Raw genomic sequence first — 20,500 nt, 5'->3', positions numbered from 1 at the left:
CGCATTTCCCGCCAGCATCTCTATGACATTTTGCGCGAGCGCAAGCCGGTCTCACCGGGCGTTGCGGTGCGGCTCGGCAAGTTGTTCGGAGATGGCGCCGGAGTTTGGGTGCGCATGCAGGCAGCCTACGACACATGGCACGCCGAACGCGAAGAGGATGTGAGCGGAATCCCCACGCTCGGTCCGAGGGCCGCGTGAGCATCGCCTCGCGATGCCGGCGATGGAACGCGTATTGGTTGGAACTGGCGTCTGCGTCGTGTCAGCCGCTTCTTATGTTAACTATGTAGTCTGAGAGTAGATGGTTAGCTCAACGGCAATTCTGGATCGTCGCCCACGTGTCCGCAGCATTTCCGCTCAAATCCCGATAGCCGAGATTCGTCACCGGGCTCGATACGTCCGTTCAGTGTCATGGGGTCCCGATAGCGTCGTTGGAATACTATGGTCGTCGCCGCGTGCGCCGTTTCCTGCCACTTGCTCGGGTTGTCTTTTTCGTTCCCGAACTGGCTCGAGTCGTAAGACGTAAGGCGACATCGGTCTTCGCTGCTGGCTCGGTCGTTCTGGCAGATATCTTGCCTTTTTGCGCCTTGGACTGTTGGGGTCGCTTTGGGACCGTGAAGGAAGAATTTGGGGTATGGGGAGTTTCGGCCATCTCCAGCCCGAATAGAGCGGCGACATCGCTTTCATCAAGCACCTTCGCCGCGCCTGGCGCCGTTGTTAGCGGAGAACCCTGTCCAGCGCTGGCGAGCATTTCAGTTTCATCCACATCACGCAGCACAAAAAGAAGCTGAGGCTTTTCATCCAGCCTGGCGCCGACACCATATAGTGCTGCCGCAACGTGCTTGCACATGTCTGCCCAATCTGGACAACTGCAGGACAGCTTGATTTCTGTCGGCGATGGAAACAGGCCGTCACCCTCTCGACAGACCCGGTCCATGACGCCTTTCGCCAAGCGGCCCTGCAGGAGCTCAACTAGCGAATCGACGGTCCCGGCGCAGTCTCGACAGATAGATTTCCAGCGTGCCGGCGTAACCGGTGCAATGGCAATCTTGATTTGGTAGAGCTCAGACCCGGCGACCATTGCCGAGATCTCGCCCCTAGCAATTTGGAGGTCGATAAGGGAGCCGTTTCGGACATAGGCCCGGCCGCGCGGCAGGCGGTTCTCATAGTCGCTGTATCGTTCAAGGTTGACGCACCAAGATTTACCCCAGAAGCTCTTGGTGATTGTGCGGCCCTCGATTTTCACGGGCGCAACGGATAGTCCCCGCTTCTTGAGCTTGGCCAACTTGCGTTCTGCCCGCCGCCGCTTCTCAGCTACCGGCACGTAAGCGTGCCACTCGTAGTAGCTCATTCATCTCCTTCCTTGATTGCTGCACCCAAATCGAGACTCACGAGTTTAAGCAACTCCTCATCCTTCATCTCAGTCAACAGGATATCAGCTCCGCCGCTGAGAAAATCCCCAGCCAATTGTTTCTTCGACTCGATCATATGGTCGATCTTTTCCTCCACGGTGCCGCGACAAACGAACTTGTGCACCACCACATTCTTGGTCTGTCCGATCCGGAAGGCACGGTCGGTGGCTTGGTTTTCGACAGCCGGATTCCACCACCTGTCGAAATGAATGACATGCGAGGCCGCTGTGAGATTGAGCCCGGTGCCGCCTGCTTTGACCGAGAGCACGAAAAACGGGACGTCTTCGTCTTCCTGAAATTTGCGCACTAGGTCCTTACGCTTCTTAACCTCTGTGTCGCCATGCAGGACAAGGCCGGGCTTTCCGAACACGGAGCCCAGGAATGCCACTAGTGGCGCCGTTATCTCCTTGAACTGGGTGAAGACAAGTGCCTTCTCCTGCCGGGCGGCAACCACTTCCGCGACGTCGCGTAGACGCCCAAGCTTACCGCTCTCCTCCTCATTCCACACGCCGTCGCCGAGCCACTGCGATGGATGGTTGCAGATCTGCTTCAAACGCATGAGAAAAGCTAGAACGATGCCTCTCCGTCTTATCCCATCAACATCTTCGAGATGGCCGGCCAGTTCTGCCACTGCTTGCTGATAAAGTGCCGCCTGCTTACGGCTCAAGGGGCAGAAGGTTTTCACCTCGGTCTTGTCGGGCAGGTCGGCAATGATGCTCTTGTCGGTCTTCAGCCGTCGCAGGATATAGGGGCGCACCAGGTCGCGGAGCGGACCGTAAGGGTTATGTGGCCGGTCAGCGAGGCGTTTGACGAATGTCGAAAACTCCTTCGACGATCCCAACAGGCCAGGATTGATGAAGTCGAAGATCGACCATAGGTCACCGAGCCGATTCTCGATGGGCGTACCCGTCAGCGCAATGCGCATTTCGGCCTTGAGCCTCTTGACGGATTTTGTCTGCTTAGCAGCCGGGTTCTTGATGGCCTGTGCTTCATCGAGCACCACAAACCGCCATGATGTAGTTTCTAGCCAAGGCGTACGCGTCAGAAAGCCGTAGCTCGTGATTACGAGATCGACATCTGCGAATTTGTCCGCACTATAAGTGCTCAGTTTTTCGGACGGCGCAGCCGATGGATGGAGCACGACTGTTTTCAGGCTCGGCGCAAATCGGGCAATCTCCGCGGCCCAATTGGCTAACAACGAGGCCGGGGCTACGAGCAGGCAAGGTTTCCGATTTCCCCTGTCCTCATTCTTGATCACCAGCAGCAGCGACAACACTTGGATGGTTTTGCCGAGCCCCATATCGTCGGCAAGGCAAGCCCCAAGCTTGAGCTGCGTGAGCAAATAGAGCCATTGCACACCCGACTGCTGATAGGGTCGTAGCGTACCCTGAAAATATTGACCGGGGTCGACCCGCATGAGCCAATCGGGATGGCGCAAGGTCGCCAGCGTCTCCGCCAGCCAGGGGCCGGCAACGGTCTGGCTCCAATCGATGTCGGCTGGTGCGGCAGTTTTATCTCCGGCAATGCCAGCCCCAGCCAGCATTCGCATCGCCTCACCGAACGAAAGACCATCGACGGCGGCGCGGCGCTCGATGGCCTCAAATTGCTCGAGTGTGCGATTCAGTCGTTCATGATCGACCTCGACCCACTTGCCACGGATTAAGGCCAATCCATCGGAATGCGCCAGGAGTCGCTTGATCTCGGCCTTCGAGAGGCTTTCGCCATCGAGCGTCACCTCCATTCGGAAGTCGAGCAGCGCGTCCATCCCCAGCTGTGATGGCGCATTGCCCCCGACCGTTGCTTTCACTTGCGGGCGGGCGGGGTGGTTCATGCGCCAACTCGCTGGCATTCGCACGACCACCCCGGCGCTTTCGAGCGCGGGAACATCCTTCAGGAATTGCAGAGCCTGTTGTGGGCTCCAGCGCAGCGGGTGAAAGATATCGCCGGCATTGACCATCGTCTTCAACCAAGGGCTACTCTCGGCGGCGCGCTGGACGGGCATCAGCAGCGAGAGCAGGCGTTGGCGGTTCCTTGCACCGGAATACTCCTGCAAGGCTTTGCCGAGCGGCAGATGCTGGGCCTTGGCCTCAGCAGAGAGTCGGGTCGTGTAGGTCGCAAGAAACGCGAACGGGGCTTCTTCGTCCTTCCGGTTCTCCGCGAGGTTGAAATGAACGCGCCCAACCAAATTCCAAGCCGGATGACGGCTCTTGAGGAACTCCTGCACGGAGAGGCTGGTTTGCACCAACTCGGCATTAAAGGCCGCATCCATACCGCGCCAAAGATTGGCCAGGACAGACGTCGTCAGGTATTCCGCGCCGGTCATAGGCGGAACGGCCGCTGCCATCGTGTCCAACTCGCCATCAGCGGGGATCGGCACAGGTGGCTTGGTACGGCCGTCTCCAACGCTAGGAAGAGCGCACAGTGCAGTCATGTAGCGCATTCCAAGCTCTCGCCAATACGACAACACTGGTGGGAGAACCGTCGCGACTTCGTCGGCGCCGAGCAACAACAATCCGTGCCCTGAGCCCTGTAAAAATGCTTTCTCCAGCCGCAAGCCCTGATCGGGCTCCAACGCAGGAGCTTGCGTCGTTTGTCGCAGCGTCAGCAAACCATGCGGGGTAAGAACGGGTTCCAGCGTCATCATGACGGTGAGACCTTACGATCCCACCGGAAATGTCCGCGATTTTGGGGGTGAGCCGCGCGCCACATCGAGAAGTAATTCGCCATTCTGTCACGAAGTACCGAGCATGGGCGCGGTCAGCAATTCCTTGACCAGCATGAACTGCTGAACGCACTCCGCGACTGCGGCCGCACCCTCACGGAGAAGATCATCCTCCTCCAAAACATCAACGTTCCTTTCGTTTTGCGAACGCTCGATTTGCGCCAACTGTGCGCCAATCTCGTCCGGCGTGAACATGCGTCTCACCTCGGAAACAAACCGCGGCAGTTCCCGAGCGAAGTCGGGATGTCTGGAGGCAGCACTGGCAAAGCTCACCAACTTCTCACCGACAAGGTAGTCGAAGGCCGCCGTGAGCCCGAATCGAGCCTTGATCATTTGAGCCGCTTCGCACTGTTCGATCCAAATATTATGCGCTTTGCGTACATTCATAGTCGGCCCTCATCTTATCGGCGTCGACACTGTTCTTGATGCCAGCCACTCGTTCAATTTCGACCACCGCCTTCTCCCCGAAACGTTCCGAACCGCGATGGCGACGGCTTTCTTCTGACCGACCAGCACGACCAGCTTCTTGCCCCGGGTGACGCCGGTATAGAGCAGGTTTCGCTGCAGCATGGTGTAATGCTGCGTCATCACCGGGATCACAACGGCCAGGTATTCCGAACCCTGGCTCTTATGGATGGTTGCTGCGTAGGCCGGCACCAGTGTGTCGAGCTCGCCAAAACCATAAATGACCGTGCGGCCGTCGAAGCTTGCGGTGAGTTCGCTGTCTTCGAAACTAACATCGTCGATATATCCGATGTCGCCGTTATAGACCTCCTTGTCGTAATCGTTTTCGATCTGCATCACTTTGTCGCCGGGCGCGAACGTCCAACCAAAGCGCTCGACCTTGCGCTCGCCGGCGGGGTTCAGAGCCGTCTGCAGTTCGATGTTTAGCGAGCGCGCACCGACGCCGCCCCGGTTCATTGGACACAGAACCTGAATGTCCCGAATTGGGTCGAGGCCGAAGCGATTGGGGATCCGTGTCTTCACCAACTCGATGATGCGTTGTACGACGGTTTCTGGATCGTCCGCTTGCACGAAGTAGAAATCGCTATCCGTGCCGCGCAGGCTGAGATCGGGGATGACCCCGTGATTGATGCGATGTGCGCTGATGATGATGCGGCTTTGCGCGGCCTGCCGGAACACCTCAGTGAGACGCACCACCGGCACAGCACCGGATGAGATGACGTCGGCCAGCACTTGGCCTGGCCCAACCGAAGGAAGCTGGTCGATGTCGCCGACGATCAAAAGGGCAGACTTGTCTGGCACTGCCTTGATGAGTGACTGCATCAGCATGACGTCTACCATTGAGGCTTCGTCGACAACAAGCAGGTCGCAGTCGAGCGGATTGTCTTCGCCGCGCTTGAAGCCGCCGCCCTTGGGGTCAACCTCCAGCAGCCGGTGGATCGTCCTGGCCTCAAAACCGGTCGCCTCGGTCATGCGCTTGGCGGCGCGGCCGGTCGGCGCGCATAGCAGGAGCCTTACCCCCTTTGCTGCGAGAATGCGGAGAATACCTTTGACGATGGTGGTCTTGCCGACACCAGGACCGCCGGTCATGACCAGCGCTTTGGACATCAATGCGAGCCGGATCGCGGCCACCTGGCTTTCGGCAAGGGTAAGCCCGATCCGTTCCTCGACCCAAGGCAGTGCCTTGTCTGAATTGATCCAGGGCCAGGGCAGTGTGCCATTCGCAAGCCGGATCAGCTGCTCGGCAATCGAGCGCTCCGCCCGATGCAGCCCCGCCAGAAATACGCAGGACGTTTCGCCTACACTGTCCGCGATGACCGTGCCTTCTGTCCGTTCGAGATCAAGCGCGATGCGCACTAGTTCCACCGGGACCTCAAGCAGCTTCTCGGCAAGCGGCACCAGTTCATCCGTCGGCAAACCGCAGTGCCCTTCGTCCATCGCCTCGGTCAGCGCATAGGAGATTCCGGCCCGAACCCGGATCATTGCGGTCTTCTCGATGCCGAGTTTCATCGCGATCGCGTCGGCAGTCTTGAAGCCGATGCCGCGAATGTCGCGCGCGAGGCGGTAGGGGTTCTCGGTCATGACCTGTACGGCGTCCGCGCCATAGGTCTTATAGATGCGCACCGCCCGCGCTGTGCCGACGCCATTGCTGTGCAGGAAGACCATGATTTCGCGAACGATCTTCTGTTCGGCCCAGGCGGCTGTGATCCGGTTGGCCCGAACCGGGCCGATGCCCGTTACCTCGCGCAGGCGTTCGGGCTCCGCCTCAATGGTATCGAACACCTTCGCACCGAAGGCGCGCACCAGCTTCTTGGCATAGACTGGCCCGATGCCGCGGATCATCCCGGAGCCGAGGTATTTCTCGATGCCGTCGAGTGATGTCGGTTCCGAGGTCTTTAAGAACTTCGCCCTGTACTGTTGGCCATGGGTGCGGTCATTGACCCATTCGCCCGATGCGGTAATCCACTCGCCAGCGGAGATCACCGCGGCGTGCCCGACTACAGTGACCAGTTCGCGGTGGCCGCGCGCCTTGATCCGCAAAACGCAGTAGCCATTCCCGTCGTTGTGGTATGTGACGCGCTCAACAAGGCCCGCGAGAACTTCCCGGCTTGATGGTTCCGGCTGCGGTTTCATGCGGATCGTCGCATCATCTGTTCCGTCGCCGAGAGCACCATTTGCGGACAGATCTCTTCCCCGAACCCAATTTGGAAGGATGGCTCGTCGTTGGCAAGCCACCACGGTGGAGAAGCGCGGTGGTGGGGATGGGTTCGACCCGTTCGGAGCCCACCGAGTCGGCATTCATAGGGCGATCGCATAGCCGGTCAACGAGCGTCCGTCGATGATGTTGTCGGCGTGCCGGTAGCCGCTGTGCGGCGTAAGGATCGAACTGTACGGAAGATCAGCCAGCCGTGATTTTCGCTTGGCAGTTACTGCCGGAAACTCACGAAGGTTTATGGCGGCGGCGCAGTCGCGGCGTTCGCAGGTTCGGTAAAAAGACTCGGCCCACATTTTCGAGCGCCTGCCAGCCAGCGCGAAAAGGCGACGGCGTGTTAGACAATACGGCCGGGTCTCCACCCGCTTCGTGCGGGATTGCCTGGCCACGTTAGATCGTAAAGATGAGTAATTTCAGTGGCGCCGGGAGATTTTAAGTCCCTTGCGTCTACCAATTCCGCCACGTCCGCATTGTTGATTTCTATAGGCTTTTTGCCCTGTACCTGCAAATGTTAGACAGCCAAGCCGAATTGATCCCTTGCGCGGCGCCTTCGGCCCGGCAAGGGCAGGCCATTGTGCCCTCCGCGCCGGAGGGCCTGGACTTTGGTCGTCTTCGGGGAGTCGCGGAAATACGACGGCACACCGCTCTGGCTGAAAAACGTCGTGGATGACCCCACAGCAGACGATCGCTCGCCGCCGAACGTCCGCTTACCACCAAGAGGTGCCGATCTCGTGTATCAAGGCCGAATCATCCGACCCGATTGGCAGAGCGTCGAACAGATTTTCCCGAACGGCAAAGCGCGGTAACAGTGCTGCGTCTTGATGTCCAAGGCTTCTAAAGAAAATGAGGTGCAGAACCCTGTTCCGTCGCCAATCCCGAGGCCGCATCTGAGGTAGAAGCGTCTCGTTTAGCCAACTACTCATAGGATGATACTAGGATTCCGAATACATTGACGCATTGAAGCAGATTCACCTGCTTGGCAGAAATCATCCAATCGCTGTCGACCATCCTAAACCGGTGCCCACGGTCGATTGAGTTGCCTGAGCTCCGCGATAAAAGCTCGGAAGCAGGGCCAGTTTTTGACGATCGGTTAAATAGCTTCAGCTAGTTTGTCGTTTTTGAAAGCAAAAACTAGCTATGGCATCGGCACGCGAGCAACGGACGAGTGAGCGCGTAGTCTTCTCGAAGGGCTACCCAGCCCAAATGATGGCAATTGACGGAACTTGGCGGCGTGATTGCAGCCTGTCCGACGTATCCGACACCGGTGCAAAAATTACCATCGAAGGGTCAATCGCCGGGCTTACTATCAAAGAATTCTTTTTACTGCTTTCTTCCACAGGACTGGCCTATCGCCGTTGTGAATTAGTGTGGGTCAACGGCGAAGTGATTGGGGTCAATTTTCTCAAGCAAGCTGCCGGCAAGAAGGGAAAAAACGGGTCACGAGCACGTTGAGAGACGCCGCTTAGACGCCGTTATGTTCCGACGCTTTTCCGACGTGAGCGGTGACGATGTCGGTTCGTGGGGGTAGAGCGGACCAATCGCCGGCATCGCGAAAGTGACGCGAATGACCGTGCGCCCCGAGGGCGCGAACCATCAGTGAGGGAGGGTCTCACCCGGATAAATGTCGATTGGTCCGGAAGCTGGCAGGCGGCACGGCTGGGCAACTGGCTGGGTCGGAGCCCTGCGACAAAGGCGGCCTTGGGCTGCTGAGCGATCCGACGGGCCGTAACAAAGTGAAGCCCGAGCAGGCCTCGAAAGTTCTAATGCGGATGCCGACCCTCCGGTCATTTGGGGAAGGCTGCACGTGTGGGGAAGAAATCGACAAGCGCACCCACGCGATCCGCCGGGGTAGTGGGTACGGCACGTCGGTAGGGTGGTTCGTAGTTACAGGGGGAGACCCGTCGTGGACGAGGGTGGCGGCCTTAGCATCGCATCAGGCGGTGGTCACGACGGGAGTCGGACGGGGCAATAGGAGCGCTGATGCCGGGTAATGCCGGCGGAGCAAAGGGCCCCGACTTCTGGTGCGCTTTTGAAGATGGTGAGGGGACGGTGATTGGTGATGAGCCTGACAACGCCTGATAAGATCCGGAACCTTCAGAGAAAGCTCTACTGCAAGGCGAAGGCGGAGCCCGCCTTCCGCTTCTATCTGCTCTACGACAAGATCTGTCGCGAGGACATCCTGGTCCACGCCTATCGGCTCGCCCGCGTCAATGCGGGTGCACCGGGTGTGGATGGGATGACGTTTGCTCGCATCGAGGAGCAGGGCCTGGAAGCATGGTTGGCGGGCTTGCGCGTGGAACTGGTCGCGAAGACATATCGACCTGATCCGGTGCGGCGGGTGATGATCCCCAAAGCGAATGGTGGCGAGCGTCCGCTCGGCATTCCGACCATTCGTGATCGTGTGATTCAGGCTGCCGCCAAGATCATGATCGAACCCATCTTCGAGGCTGACTTCGAGGACAATGCCTACGGTTATCGGCCCGCTCGCGGGGCGGTAGACGCGGTCAAGGAAGTGCACCGGCATTTATGCCGGGGTTACGCTGATGTAGTTGATGCCGATTTGTCCAAGTACTTCGATACGATTCCGCATTCCGAGCTGCTAAAGTCGGTAGCTCGGCGTGTTGTGGATCGAAACGTCCTGCGCCTCATCAAGATGTGGCTGAGGGCGCCGATCGAGGAACGGGATGCGGACGGAACCCGGCGCATGAGTGGTGGCAAGGGAAACACGCGCGGCACGCCGCAGGGCGGCGTCGCAAGTCCACGGCTGGCCAACATCTACATGAACCGGTTCCTGAAGCATTGGCGTTTGACCGGATGCGGCGACACGTTCCATGCTCACGTCGTCTCCTATGCTGACGACTTCGTTATCCTCAGCCGCGGTCGCGCGGCGGAGGCATTAGCGTGGACGAAGGCGGTGATGACCAAGCTCGGGTTGACGATCAACGAGGCGAAAACTTCGTTGAGAAACGCCCGACAGGAACGCTTCGACTTCCTTGGCTACCCGTTCGGCGCGCATCGGTTTGAGGCGAACGGGAATTGGTATCTAGGCGCGAGCCCGTCCAAGAAGAGTGTGCAACGGCTTGGCCCCAAGCTACCGCGCCCATCCTCGACTCTGCCAACTGCGAAATCGGAACGATCGGTTTCTGTGAGGACCGTGTGGCATTTCTCACTCTCGCTCGGTCGTCCTGGTCGACTCGCATAACGCAGCAAATCTCAATCGGTCACAATCCCCACACGTCGTGCCGCTGAAGCCGCCTGTGTACGGTTCACCACGCCGAGCACCTTGAAGATCGCGGTGATGTGCGACTTGGTGGTCTTTTCGGAGAGCTCGAGCGCGCGGCTGATCTCCCTGTTGGTAAGTCCACGGCATAGCTGCCGCAGCACCTCGGTTTGCCGCTCGGTCAGGCGTTTGCCAATATCGCCCGGCTCGTGACCAGGCACATCGGCCGCAACATCGAGCAGCAGCGGCGGCACGTAGATTTCGCCGGCGAGCACCAGACGCAGCGCCGAGAGGATGTTTCGCGGACTGGCTGATTTCGGCACATAGCCGCAAGCGCCCGACTTCAGGGCGCGGCGCACATCGCCCGGATCTTCCGACGACGACAGCACGATCACCGGCAGTTGCGGACGGCGTTTCGTCAAAACCGGTATCGCCTCCATACCGCCTTGATCGGGCATGGAGAGATCGAGAAAGACCGCATCGAGATCGGGATGCGCCTCTACTAGACGCAGTCCTTCCGTGGTGTCGGAGGCCTGGAGCACGTCCGCCCCCTGCTCGAATTGCCGGAGCAAGGCGACGAGCCCTTCCCGCACAATGGCATGATCGTCCACGATGAGCAGTTTCATAGGTCATTATTTCCCTGAATTTCGCAGAACGGCAAGTCAGGTGTTTGGGCCCGCGAGGTCCCCGAGGCCGGCATCATGCCCCTCGAAAATTTATGCGACCGCATCGGCCCGACTTTACGCCCACTCTTTATAACGTTACCCCGTTAACGGCGTTACGCTTGCTTGGCCGACACGGCCGCGACCGGTGGGAAACTTGCTGTGACGAAAGTGGCCATGCCTCCGCACCGTCTGGATGAACTGCGCGCCGAGCAGATCGCTGGCTTCTACCGTAATTCCACCCCGGGGACAGTAGGCGGCATGATCGCGGCCCCGATCCTGACGGGAATGCTGCTCTATGAAAACGCCGTGCGCTTGCACGTGGCCGCCATTTTCGTGCTGCTCTTGGCCGCCAGCACAGTGGCGCGGCTGGTTCTGATCCGGACCTATCTGACGGTCAAACCACCGGTCGAAGATTGGCGGCGCTGGGCCTCTTGGGCGATCGCCACCGCGTTCGTCGGCGGATCGTGCTGGGGATTGGGGGCGCTGTTTTTGATGAACGCGGCCGCCCCGGAATATCAGTTCATGGTGCTGCTGACTTGCGCGGCGCTGGCCGCAGGGGCCATCACCGCGTTTGGTACCTATCTGCCGTCCTATTACTGCAACTTGTTCACCATCATGGTGCCGAGCTGTGTCTGGTCGGCGCTGCACGGGGATGCCCTGCATTGGACCTACGCGGTGCTTTGCGTGCTCTGGATGGCGGTTGTTGCAATTCTTGCAAATTCGTTCAGCAAGCTGCTGATCGAGTCGCTCGCGCTGCAATTTGCCAACCTCGACCTTGCCAACGATCTGCTGCGTCAAAAGGAGCTCGCCGAGGCGGCCAATGTCGCCAAGTCGAATTTCCTGGCATCGGCCAGTCACGATCTCCGGCAGCCGGTGCACGCGCTCAGCATGTTCGTCGGCGCATTGCGCGACCGGCCTCTCGATGAGCCGAGCGGCCGGTTGGTCCGGCAAATCCAGAATTCGGTTGGCGCGCTCGACAGCTTGTTCGGTGCCATCCTCGATATTTCGCGCCTGGACGCCGGCGTGATCGAGCCTCGGCCGTGGGCTTTCGCAGTTCAGCCACTGCTAGAAAGAATCTGCCGCGAGGAGATGCCCGAGGTCGATCGCAAGGGCATCGCGCTGCGTCTTATCCCCTGTAGCCTCACCGTGCAGACTGACCCGGTGCTGCTCGAGCGCGTCTTGCGCAACCTCATTTCTAACGCCGTTCGTTATACCGACAACGGGCGCGTGGTGGTCGGTTGCCGACGCGGCGTCCGGCTGAGCATCGAGGTATGGGACTCCGGGCGCGGCATTCCGGCCGATCAGCAGGATCTGATTTTCCAGGAATTCTATCAGATCGGAAATCCGGAACGCGATCGGGCCCGGGGACTTGGGCTCGGGCTCGCCATCGTGCAACGCCTGACGCGGATACTCCATATTCCGATGCAGATGCGCTCACATGTCGACAGAGGATCGGTATTCAAGCTGTCGGTTGAACAGGCGGCAAGCGCGCCGGCAGCGATCGAGCCGCCTGCCGAGACATCGGCCGCCCCTCAGCCGCCGCTTTTCATCCTGGTCGTTGACGACGAAGTTGCGATCCAGGAAGCCATGCATACGTTGCTGACGGGCTGGGGCCACACGGTGATCACCGCGGGCTCCTGTGCCGAGATGCTGGACCATGCGGCCGCCTTCACCAGCACGCCGAATTTGATCATTTCGGACTATCGCCTGCGAAATGATGAAGAAGGCATCACCACGATCGAGCGGCTGCGATCCGAGTTCAACAGCGATATTCCCGCGATTCTCATTACCGGCGACACAGCGCCCGATCGGATCCGCCAGGCGACCGCGAGCGATTGTTTTCTGCTGCACAAGCCGGTGTCGAACAGCCGGCTGCGCGCCGCCATTGTCAATCTGGCGGTCGCGGCACCGGGACTGCTGCAGGCGCGACCGCAATAACGGAAAAGCTAACGGCGCGCACGACGCTTGTGGCCCAAAGACAACACTGCCGTTGTTTTCCACGGTCTTAAGACCTCTCGGGACCTAGCGACTGCGGCCACTCTCGGCAAGAGTTCGGTCCGATACTCGATCGAGGGGGCTGCCATGTCTGGAAATCCGGGCTGCTCTCTCGTTGACGTCCATCAAGCTGGGTCAGTGTACAGCGTATCCATGCGACGCGGGTCCTTCCCTTCCATCTCTCACTTGGCCCGCTGTGGCTCGGTGAGACAGCAGGTGCCGTAGTGGTTGCCGTCCGCGAGTGCTTTCGGCCTGGTATCGGGCAAGCGGCCGCGCTCATTGGGCCGCGTTCACTCGCACTTGTTTTATTGGCCGCTTTTTTTACTGTCCGCTGCGCGCACGCAAACGATCTGTGTACGACGGTCGGCTCGTCCACGACCTGCTCCGGCAATCAATCGGCCGGCATTGCACTCAACCCCAGCAACGGGATTACCAGCCTATTCGTCCAGTCGCTGACGGTGCCGATCGGCCCGACTTCGGGCACCTCCGGTATCAATTTCCGGTCGCTTGGCGCCAACGGCGTTTCCGCAGCGCCCACCGGGGTAGCGGGATCGGACTTGACGACCACGACCGATACCAGCGTAAGCATTTCAACCACGAGCGGCGCGCCCGGAATCCTGGTGACGAGCACCGGCGGAAATGGCATCGACGAAGTTGTCTTCCAAAATCTCGGCGGCGCCGGAGCGCAGGGTGGGGCCGTTAGTGTCGGCAACGCGGGCTCGATCACGACCGCTGGCGCAAACGGCATCGGCATATCGGCCCAAAGCGCCGGCGGAAACGCGGGATTGAATGCGTTCACGGGAGGCGGCGGGCTCGGCGGCGCGTTGACGGTGACGAATTCAGGCACCATCGCAACCAACGGGACGAGCGCCTACGGCATCTATGCCTTCTCGGCCGGTGGTAACGGCTATCTCGGAAGTCAGGATAACGGCGCTCCCGGTGCGCAGTCCGGCAATATCGGCATCACCAACGCCGGCTCGATTACCACGCAACTCGCCGGCAGTTCGGGCATCTATGCTTCTTCCCTGGGTGGCACGACGGGAAACAGCAGCTCGATCGGCGCCAATGCCGGCTCGATCACGATCTCCAACACGGGAACGATCCAGACCTTTGGGTCGACCACGCTGCCGATCCTGCCGGCTCCCTTCACCTTGTCGAACGGAATCATGGCCTTCGGGACCGGCGGTGCCGGCAGCAACGGCGAAAACGACAATAACGTGGGCAGCCCGAGCGGTGGCAATGCCGGCGCCGGTGGCGTCGGCAGCTTGATCGGCATCACCACAAGCGGGACCATCGCCACGAAGGGCAGCGGCAGCTTCGGAATATATGCGCAGAGCCTGGGTGGTGTGGGTGGTGTGGGTGGCGGCGCGGGCGAAGTAGGTGCGAACGCTCCGGGCGGCGGCGATGGTGGGACCGGAGGTGCCGGCGGCGGCGTGACAATCACGGCATCGGGTACGATAACGACCAGCGGCGGCGGCATTTCCGCCAACAGTCTTGGTGGCGCGGGCGGCGTCGGCGGCGACGCGACCGGCGGCACCCCGACTGCCCGCCCCGGCGGGACAGGCGGGATAGGCGGCGACGTCACCGTGACGACAAACGGTGTCTCGCTCACCACGACCGGAAGCGGCAGCGTCAGCCAATTTGCGACAATCCCCAGTGTCGGCATCCTGGCCCTGAGCCAAGGCGGTAACGGCGGCACCGGCGGCGATGCCAACGACAGCAACAACATCAACGCCACAAGCGGCAATGGTGGCGGCGGTGGTGCCGGCGGCACTGTGATGATCACAGGCTCAGGAACTGTTACGACATCAGGCGCGCAAGCCGTTGGAATTTACGGCCAAAGCATCGGCGGCAACGGCGGCGACGGCGGCAAAGCATTTGGCACCTTCAACGCGGACGCACGCAATGGCGGCATGGGCGGAGACGGCGGCACCGTCACTATCAATACGACCGCCAATGTGACGACCAGCGGCAGCGGCGCGTACGGCATCGCCGCCTTGAGCCAGGGCGGCAACAGCGGTGACGGCGGAAACGCGTTGTCGGGGGCCAACGCCAGTGCGGGAAACAGCAACGATGCCGGATCCGGCGGCACGATTACGCTGACATCGAACGGCACAGTCATGACCGCCGGTTCAGGTGCCGCCGGGCTGTTCGGTTTCAGCGCAGGCGGCAACGGTGGCAACGGCAATAGCGGTGACGCGATTGCCGCGGCCGGCGGCAATGGCGGCAATGGCGGCGGCGGCGGCACGGTGACGCTCAACGCGTACGGAACGGTCAGCACGACGGGCACCGCGGCGGCCGGCGTGAGTGCGCAAAGCATGGGCGGCACGGGCGGTGACGGCGACAGCGCGGGCGGCGCGCAGGGTAGCGGTGGCGTGGGAGGCAATGGCGGCTCCGGCATGGCGGTGAGCGTCAACGCCAACGGAAAAATCACCACCACCGGCGATCTGGGCTTCGGCGTCTACGCGTCGAGCAGCGGTGGAGTCGGCGGCACCGGCGGCAGCGCGACCGGCGCCTTTGCGACCAACGGCGGCACCGGCGGCACCGGCGGTAACGGTGGCGACGTGACCGTCATCACGGCCGCCAACAGCATCATCACTACGTCGGGACTGCTGGCCAGCGGCATCAACGCCATCAGCCTGGGCGCGACCGGCGGAAACGGTGGTAACTCTGGCGCGGCCTATGCCGCACCCGGCGGCGGCGGTGGCGGCGGCAGTTCGGGCACCGTCACGGTCACGGCAAACGGCTCGATTATCACGAGCGGATTCGGCGCGTTCGGCATTCAGGCCGAAAGCACCGGCGGCGGCGGCGGGACGGCGGCCAACGGCGGCGGTGTCGTATCGGTTGGCGGCACAGGTGGCGCGGCAAGCAATGGCGGCGTCGTCAACGTCAACAATTACGGCTCCATCACGACGTCGGGTCTTTTCTCGCATGGCATTGCGGCCGCCAGCATCGGCGGCGGCGGCGGCGCCGGCAGCCATTCGGGTGGGCTGGTTGCGCTCGGCGGCGCGGGCAATTCCAGCGGCGACGGCAACACCGTCACCGTTACCAACTACCTCGGCGCCAACATCCAGACGTCGGGCATCGGCGCCTACGGGATTTACGCCGAGAGTCTCGGCGGCGGCGGCGGCAATGGTGGCGGCGCCGGGGGGCTGGTCTCGATCGGCGGAGCGGGAAGCACCGGTGGCAATGGCGGCCAGGTGTTTGTCTACAATTACGGAACGATCGGGACGACGGGCCTCGGCGGCAACGGCATCTTTGCCCAAAGCGTCGGCGGCGGCGGCGGCGACGGCGGTTCTGCAAGTTCGTTTGCGGCCATCGTCAGCGTCGGGATCGGTGGCAGTGGCGGCGTCGCGGGCGCAGGCGAACAGGTTTTTGTCCAGAATACCGGCACGATCAACGTATCGGGCTTTCGCTCCAACGCGATATTCGCGCAAAGCCTTGGCGGCGGCGGCGGCAATGGCGGCGACGGTACCGACGATTGCGCTTGCGTGGTGACATACGCCGTGGGCGGCAAGGGCGGTTCCTCTGGCGGCGGCGGCGAGGTTCAAGTCCTCAATAGCGGTTCTCTCGTCACCTCCGGCGACCTCTCCACCGCCATCCTCGCGCAAAGCGTTGGCGGCGGCGGCGGCACCGGCGGTGCGGGTTACGGATATGGCGGCGGCATCTTCAATGTCGGCATTTCGGTCGGAGGCGCTGGAGGCTCGGCCGGCGGCGGCGGCGCCGTCATCGTCAGTCAGTCGGGCGCGATCAATACCTACGGAATGGATTCAAACGGCATCACCGCCTACAGCATTGGTGGCGGCGGCGGCAACGGTGGGAGCAGCGCTTCCAGAACGGTGACGTTGCTGCCCTCCAACAAGACCTCAAAAGGTCCGGCGACCGTATCGCTGGACTTTTCGTTCGGTGGCAGCGGTGGCGCGGCCGGCGACGGCGGCACCGTCAACGTTTCAAACATTGGCTACATCGTAACCGGCGGCGCCGGGTCCGCAGGCATCTTTGCCCAGAGCGTCGGTGGCGGCGGCGGCAATGGTGGTGACGCCTCGGCAACGTCAACTTCCGTGAATGACGGCGGCTCGAATAACATTTCACTGTCGTTGGCCATCGGCGGTAGCGGCGGCGCCGGCGGCAAGGGCAACACCGTGACGGTGAGCAATGTCGGCAAGATAATCACGACGGGCGACGAAGCCCCAGCCATCGTCGCGCAAAGCGTCGGCGGCGGCGGTGGCATTGGCGGCGCCGGGGTTGCCTCTTCGGACACCGTCGGCAACATCAATAATTTCACGCCGGGCAACATCACCAGTCCGGATCCGAACACGCCGCCGCCGGATCCAGATGTGCCGAATTCGACCGATCGCTCGAAGCTGGAGCAACTGGCGAATGGCGCGGAAGAAGGTACCAAGATCGCGGTCGCCGTGGGCGTCGGCGGCAGTGGGGGTGCGGCTGGCGACGGCGGCGCCCTCTCTGTCACCAACAATGGCAACATCACCACCTACGGTTTCGCCTCGCAAGGCATCTTTGCCCAGAGCGTCGGCGGCGGCGGCGGAACGGCCGGCGGCGGTAGCGCGCAGAGTTCCGGCAACGTCGCGGTCGGCGTCGGACTCGGCGGCAATGGCGGCGGCGCGGGAAAGGGCGGAGATATCAGCGTCATCAATACCGGCACGATTTCCACCTGGGGCGACGACGCCGCAGCGATCTTCGCGCAGAGCGTCGGCGGCGGTGGTGGGCTTGCGGTGATCGGAGACGGCCACGTTGGGCTCAACCCCAAGGGCGTCGCGATCGCAATCGGCGGCACGACCGGCAGCTCCGGCGCCGGCGGCGACATCATCGTTTCCCAGACCGGCACCATTACGACCATCGGCGATCGCGCTTACGGGATCCTGGCGCAGAGTATCGGCGGCGGCGGCGGTGTCGGCGGCACCGGTGACGGAATCAATCTCGGCGCGGTTGTCGTCGGTGGCAACGGTGGCGCCGGAGGCAACGGCGGTACGGTCCAGGTCACCGATACGGGTGGCATCACGACCTACGGCAATGGCGCCGATGGCATTCTCGCGCAGAGCATTGGCGGCGGCGGCGGAATCGGCGGCGACGCGGCAGGCTCCAATCCCCATCTCGGCAGCCGCGCCATCACGGTCGGCTTCGGCGTCGGCGGCGCTGCCGGCGAGGCCGGCAATGGCCTGGGGATCACGGTCAACAGCAACGGTTCAATCACCACCAGCGGCATCGCGGCCTACGGCATCCTGGCGCAAAGTATCGGCGGTGGTGGCGGCATCGGCGGCAGCGGAGATGCAAGCGGCGGCACGATCGCTTATGCCGGATCGAATGGCGGCGCCGGCAGCGGCGGCACCATCACCATCGATCAAACCGGCAACGTGACCGCCAGCGGAACGGATTCGCACGCGATCTTCGCGCAAAGCGTGGGCGGACTCGGTGGCGGCAACATCACCATCAACCTGCATAGCGGCACGATCAGCGGCGGCACCGGCAACGCCGCCGGAATCTACATCGATGGCGGAGCGACCAACGCCATCAACATCTCATCCGGCGCGATGGTGACCGCGCAGTCCGGCGTCGCCATCCAGGCGACCGACGGCGTCGACGCGAACGGCGTCGCGCATGTGATCGGCAACACCACGGTCAACAATTCGGGCGGCATCGTCGGCAATGTCGATCTTGGCAGCGGCATGGGCCAGGTCAACAATCTGGCGGGCGGGACCTTCATCACCGGAACGGTGCTCAACCTCGGTTCGGGCGCGCTGGTCAATGCCGGCCGGCTTGACATCGGCGGCATCAACAACGTCATCACGACCACACTCAACGGTGGCTTCGTCCAGACCACAGCGGGCACCTACGTCCCCGACGTCCGTTTCGGCGGAACGTCGGATCTGCTGGCGGTGAACGGAATCGCCAATGTTCGCGGCACCATCCTCCCCAACCTGTTGTCTCTATTGCCCAACGCGCCCACAACCGTTCTCTCGGCTTCCGGCGGCTTCATTGGCGTGAACGACGTGATCGCGACCAATTCGCCGACGGTGACCTATGGCGTCCAGTTCGTCGGCAACTCGCTCCAGCTCGTCGCGACCCAGGCGCAGTTCGTAAACACATCGCTTTCCGCCACACTCACGCCGAATGAACTGGCCGTCGCGACCCAGCTGCAGAACATCTGGAACGCCGGTGCAACGCCCGGTATCGGACCGGCGTTCGCCGCTCTTGCGAATGAGCCAAATCCGCAAGCCTATGCCCAGGCGCTCGATCGGCTGCATCCGGCGCCCTATCTCGCGCAGCCGGCGATTTCAACGTTTACCGGGCTCAGCTTCGTCGACAGCATGATGAGCTGTCATCTTCCCGCCGGTCCCTTTGCCGCTCTGACGGAAGTCCCCTGCGATTGGGCCAAGCTGACGGGGAGCTTCGCCAGCGTCGGCAGCTCGTCGAGTTCTTCCGGGTATCGCGATCAGGCCGCGCGTATTCAGGCCGGCCGTCAGTTTCAAATTGCCCCCGGCTGGTTTGGTGAGTTCGCCGTCGGCTACGAGGCCGGCCGAACCACGACTGACAACTTCGCCACCACACTCGCCGACCGCTATGACTTCGGCGCGGCGTTGAAGCACCAGATCGGACCTTGGCTGTTCGCGGCCGCTCTCGATGCCGGCTACGATGCGCTCACCGCCACACGCTATATCGGCCTGGGCGGTGTGCAGTCGGCGACCAGCGCGCCAAGCGTATGGCGGCTGGATTCGCGTTTCCGCGCGGCTTATGTAGCCGAATTCGGCAATGCGTACGTCAAGCCTTCGCTCGACCTCGACGTGATCTATACGGGGCTGCCGGGTTTCAGCGAAGCGGGCGCCGGTGCGCTGAATCTCAATGTCGCGTCGTCCAACAAGGTGGTGTTCGCGGCTTCGCCCATGGTCGAACTCGGGCAGACCTGGTTGCTTCGCAACGGTGCGGCGTTGCGGCCGTATATTCAGGGCGGCGCGACCTTCCTGTCGAACAATACGTGGAGCGTCAACTCGACTTTCGAGGGCGCGCCAGCGGGCGTTTCGCCGTTCACGACGCTGACGTCACTTCCACAAACGCTGGCGAAGGTCGCGGCCGGCATCGACATTTTCGGGGTGGCAGGGATACCGGGCCTGGATTTGCGCCTTGAGTATCACGGGCGGTTTGGATCGGGCTACACCGACCAAACCGGCCTGGTAAAACTGAGCCGGCAATTCTGACAACACTACTGCGCATCTCTACCTCCTATTTGCATTGTGCACAGAGCTATCGAAGCCTGCGCGATCGAACGTCTCGCCGTCGCTGCGAAAGGTACCGCGGATTCCGGGTCTAGGTGTCAAGCTCTCCAACGATCATCCTTGCCGGGCCCACTGTTCTCTCCGCGGTAGGGGTGAACCCTCCGCATGATGGCGTAAGGTGACGTTGGCGGTTCAATGTTGCAATCGCGGTCGTCCTTTCGGACGCCGCAAAAAATCGGTCGACCTCACCATCGCCATCGTCCCGGCTGGGACGTCTTTTCCTGCCGTTAGGCAGGAACTCGGTGGTCGCCTCGCTGAGCAGCAATCTCCTTTTTCGACCAGTTGAACTCAGTTCCCTCGATCCACATGCGATGCAGAATGACCGCGAGCTTACGCGCGACCGCAACCTTGGCCTTGCGGAGCCCGTTGCGCTTGGCGATTATTCCCCAAGCCTTCACGGCTGACCATTTCGGGACGCGCGTCAGCAGAACCCCGGCTGCTTCAAACAGGTAACTTCGTAGCATCGCGTCGCCGCATTTGGAGATGCGACCGGTCCAATCGACCTCTCCGGACGCATGGCGTC

General features: G+C 61.8%; 13 protein-coding genes. 5 read left to right on the top strand and 8 right to left on the bottom strand.

The genetic code is table 11. The annotated features are described in order from the left end of the window. Positions 1 to 198 (top strand): HigA family addiction module antitoxin (locus tag ABSE61_RS32015; protein ID WP_423875171.1); only part of this gene is annotated, 198 nt, incomplete at its 5' end. Between the two features lie 238 nt (positions 199 to 436). Here ABSE61_RS32015 and ABSE61_RS32010 read toward each other — a convergent pair. From ABSE61_RS32010 to ABSE61_RS31990, 5 genes are all read right to left on the bottom strand, one after another. Next, entirely contained in the window at positions 437 to 1,348 is a 912-nt protein-coding gene (locus ABSE61_RS32010; RefSeq protein WP_423875170.1) for an SWIM zinc finger family protein, read from the bottom strand. Continuing rightward, a complete protein-coding gene (locus ABSE61_RS32005; RefSeq protein ID WP_423875169.1) occupies positions 1,345 to 4,053 on the bottom strand; it encodes a DEAD/DEAH box helicase in 2,709 nt (902 codons plus the stop codon). Before ABSE61_RS32005 ends, ABSE61_RS32010 begins: the two co-directional genes overlap by 4 nt. A gap of 87 nt (positions 4,054 to 4,140) precedes the next feature. Continuing rightward, the gene (locus ABSE61_RS32000) at positions 4,141 to 4,518 is read right to left on the bottom strand and encodes a hypothetical protein (RefSeq protein ID WP_423875168.1); all 378 of its coding nucleotides are present in this window, start codon (positions 4,516 to 4,518) and stop codon (positions 4,141 to 4,143) included. A gap of 9 nt (positions 4,519 to 4,527) precedes the next feature. Beyond that, positions 4,528 to 6,729, bottom strand: a complete 2,202-nt coding sequence (gene recD2 / locus ABSE61_RS31995; RefSeq protein WP_423875167.1) for an SF1B family DNA helicase RecD2 — start codon at positions 6,727 to 6,729, stop codon at positions 4,528 to 4,530. Between the two features lie 165 nt (positions 6,730 to 6,894). Beyond that, positions 6,895 to 7,104, bottom strand: coding sequence for a hypothetical protein (locus ABSE61_RS31990; protein WP_423875166.1), 210 nt, complete (start codon positions 7,102 to 7,104; stop codon positions 6,895 to 6,897). Positions 7,105 to 7,945: 841 nt separating this feature from the next. Here ABSE61_RS31990 and ABSE61_RS31985 point away from each other — a divergent pair. Further along, positions 7,946 to 8,260, top strand: coding sequence for a PilZ domain-containing protein (locus ABSE61_RS31985; protein WP_423875165.1), 315 nt, complete (start codon positions 7,946 to 7,948; stop codon positions 8,258 to 8,260). 607 nt (positions 8,261 to 8,867) lie between these two features. Further along, positions 8,868 to 10,010 (top strand): group II intron reverse transcriptase/maturase, encoded by a 1,143-nt coding sequence (gene ltrA / locus ABSE61_RS31980; protein ID WP_423875164.1) that lies wholly within the window; start codon positions 8,868 to 8,870, stop codon positions 10,008 to 10,010. Positions 10,011 to 10,021: 11 nt separating this feature from the next. On the opposite strand, the gene ABSE61_RS31975 is transcribed toward ltrA, so the two are convergent. Continuing rightward, the gene (locus ABSE61_RS31975) at positions 10,022 to 10,654 is read right to left on the bottom strand and encodes a response regulator transcription factor (protein WP_423875163.1); all 633 of its coding nucleotides are present in this window, start codon (positions 10,652 to 10,654) and stop codon (positions 10,022 to 10,024) included. A 213-nt stretch (positions 10,655 to 10,867) separates the two neighbouring features. Between ABSE61_RS31975 and ABSE61_RS31970 the strand changes: the two genes are divergently transcribed. Then, entirely contained in the window at positions 10,868 to 12,631 is a 1,764-nt protein-coding gene (locus ABSE61_RS31970) for a hybrid sensor histidine kinase/response regulator (protein ID WP_423875162.1), read from the top strand. Positions 12,632 to 13,079: 448 nt separating this feature from the next. Here the strand turns inward: ABSE61_RS31970 and ABSE61_RS31965 are convergent, their stop codons facing one another. After that, positions 13,080 to 13,334 carry a hypothetical protein gene (locus ABSE61_RS31965; protein ID WP_423875161.1) on the bottom strand — a complete coding sequence of 85 codons (255 nt, stop codon included), beginning with the start codon at positions 13,332 to 13,334 and terminating at the stop codon, positions 13,080 to 13,082. Between ABSE61_RS31965 and ABSE61_RS31960 the strand changes: the two genes are divergently transcribed. Continuing rightward, positions 13,309 to 19,899: a hypothetical protein gene (locus ABSE61_RS31960; protein ID WP_423875160.1), complete on the top strand. Its 6,591-nt coding sequence runs from the start codon at positions 13,309 to 13,311 to the stop codon at positions 19,897 to 19,899. The genes ABSE61_RS31965 and ABSE61_RS31960 overlap by 26 nt on opposite strands. Before the next feature lie 305 nt (positions 19,900 to 20,204). Here the strand turns inward: ABSE61_RS31960 and ABSE61_RS31955 are convergent. Then, positions 20,205 to 20,500 (bottom strand): transposase (locus ABSE61_RS31955; RefSeq protein WP_423875159.1); only part of this gene is annotated, 296 nt, incomplete at its 5' end.

Origin of the sequence: Bradyrhizobium sp., assembly GCF_049519115.1 — a bacterium.
Taxonomy (GTDB): domain Bacteria; phylum Pseudomonadota; class Alphaproteobacteria; order Rhizobiales; family Xanthobacteraceae; genus Bradyrhizobium.
This window is presented reverse-complemented; position numbering and strand designations above follow the sequence as displayed.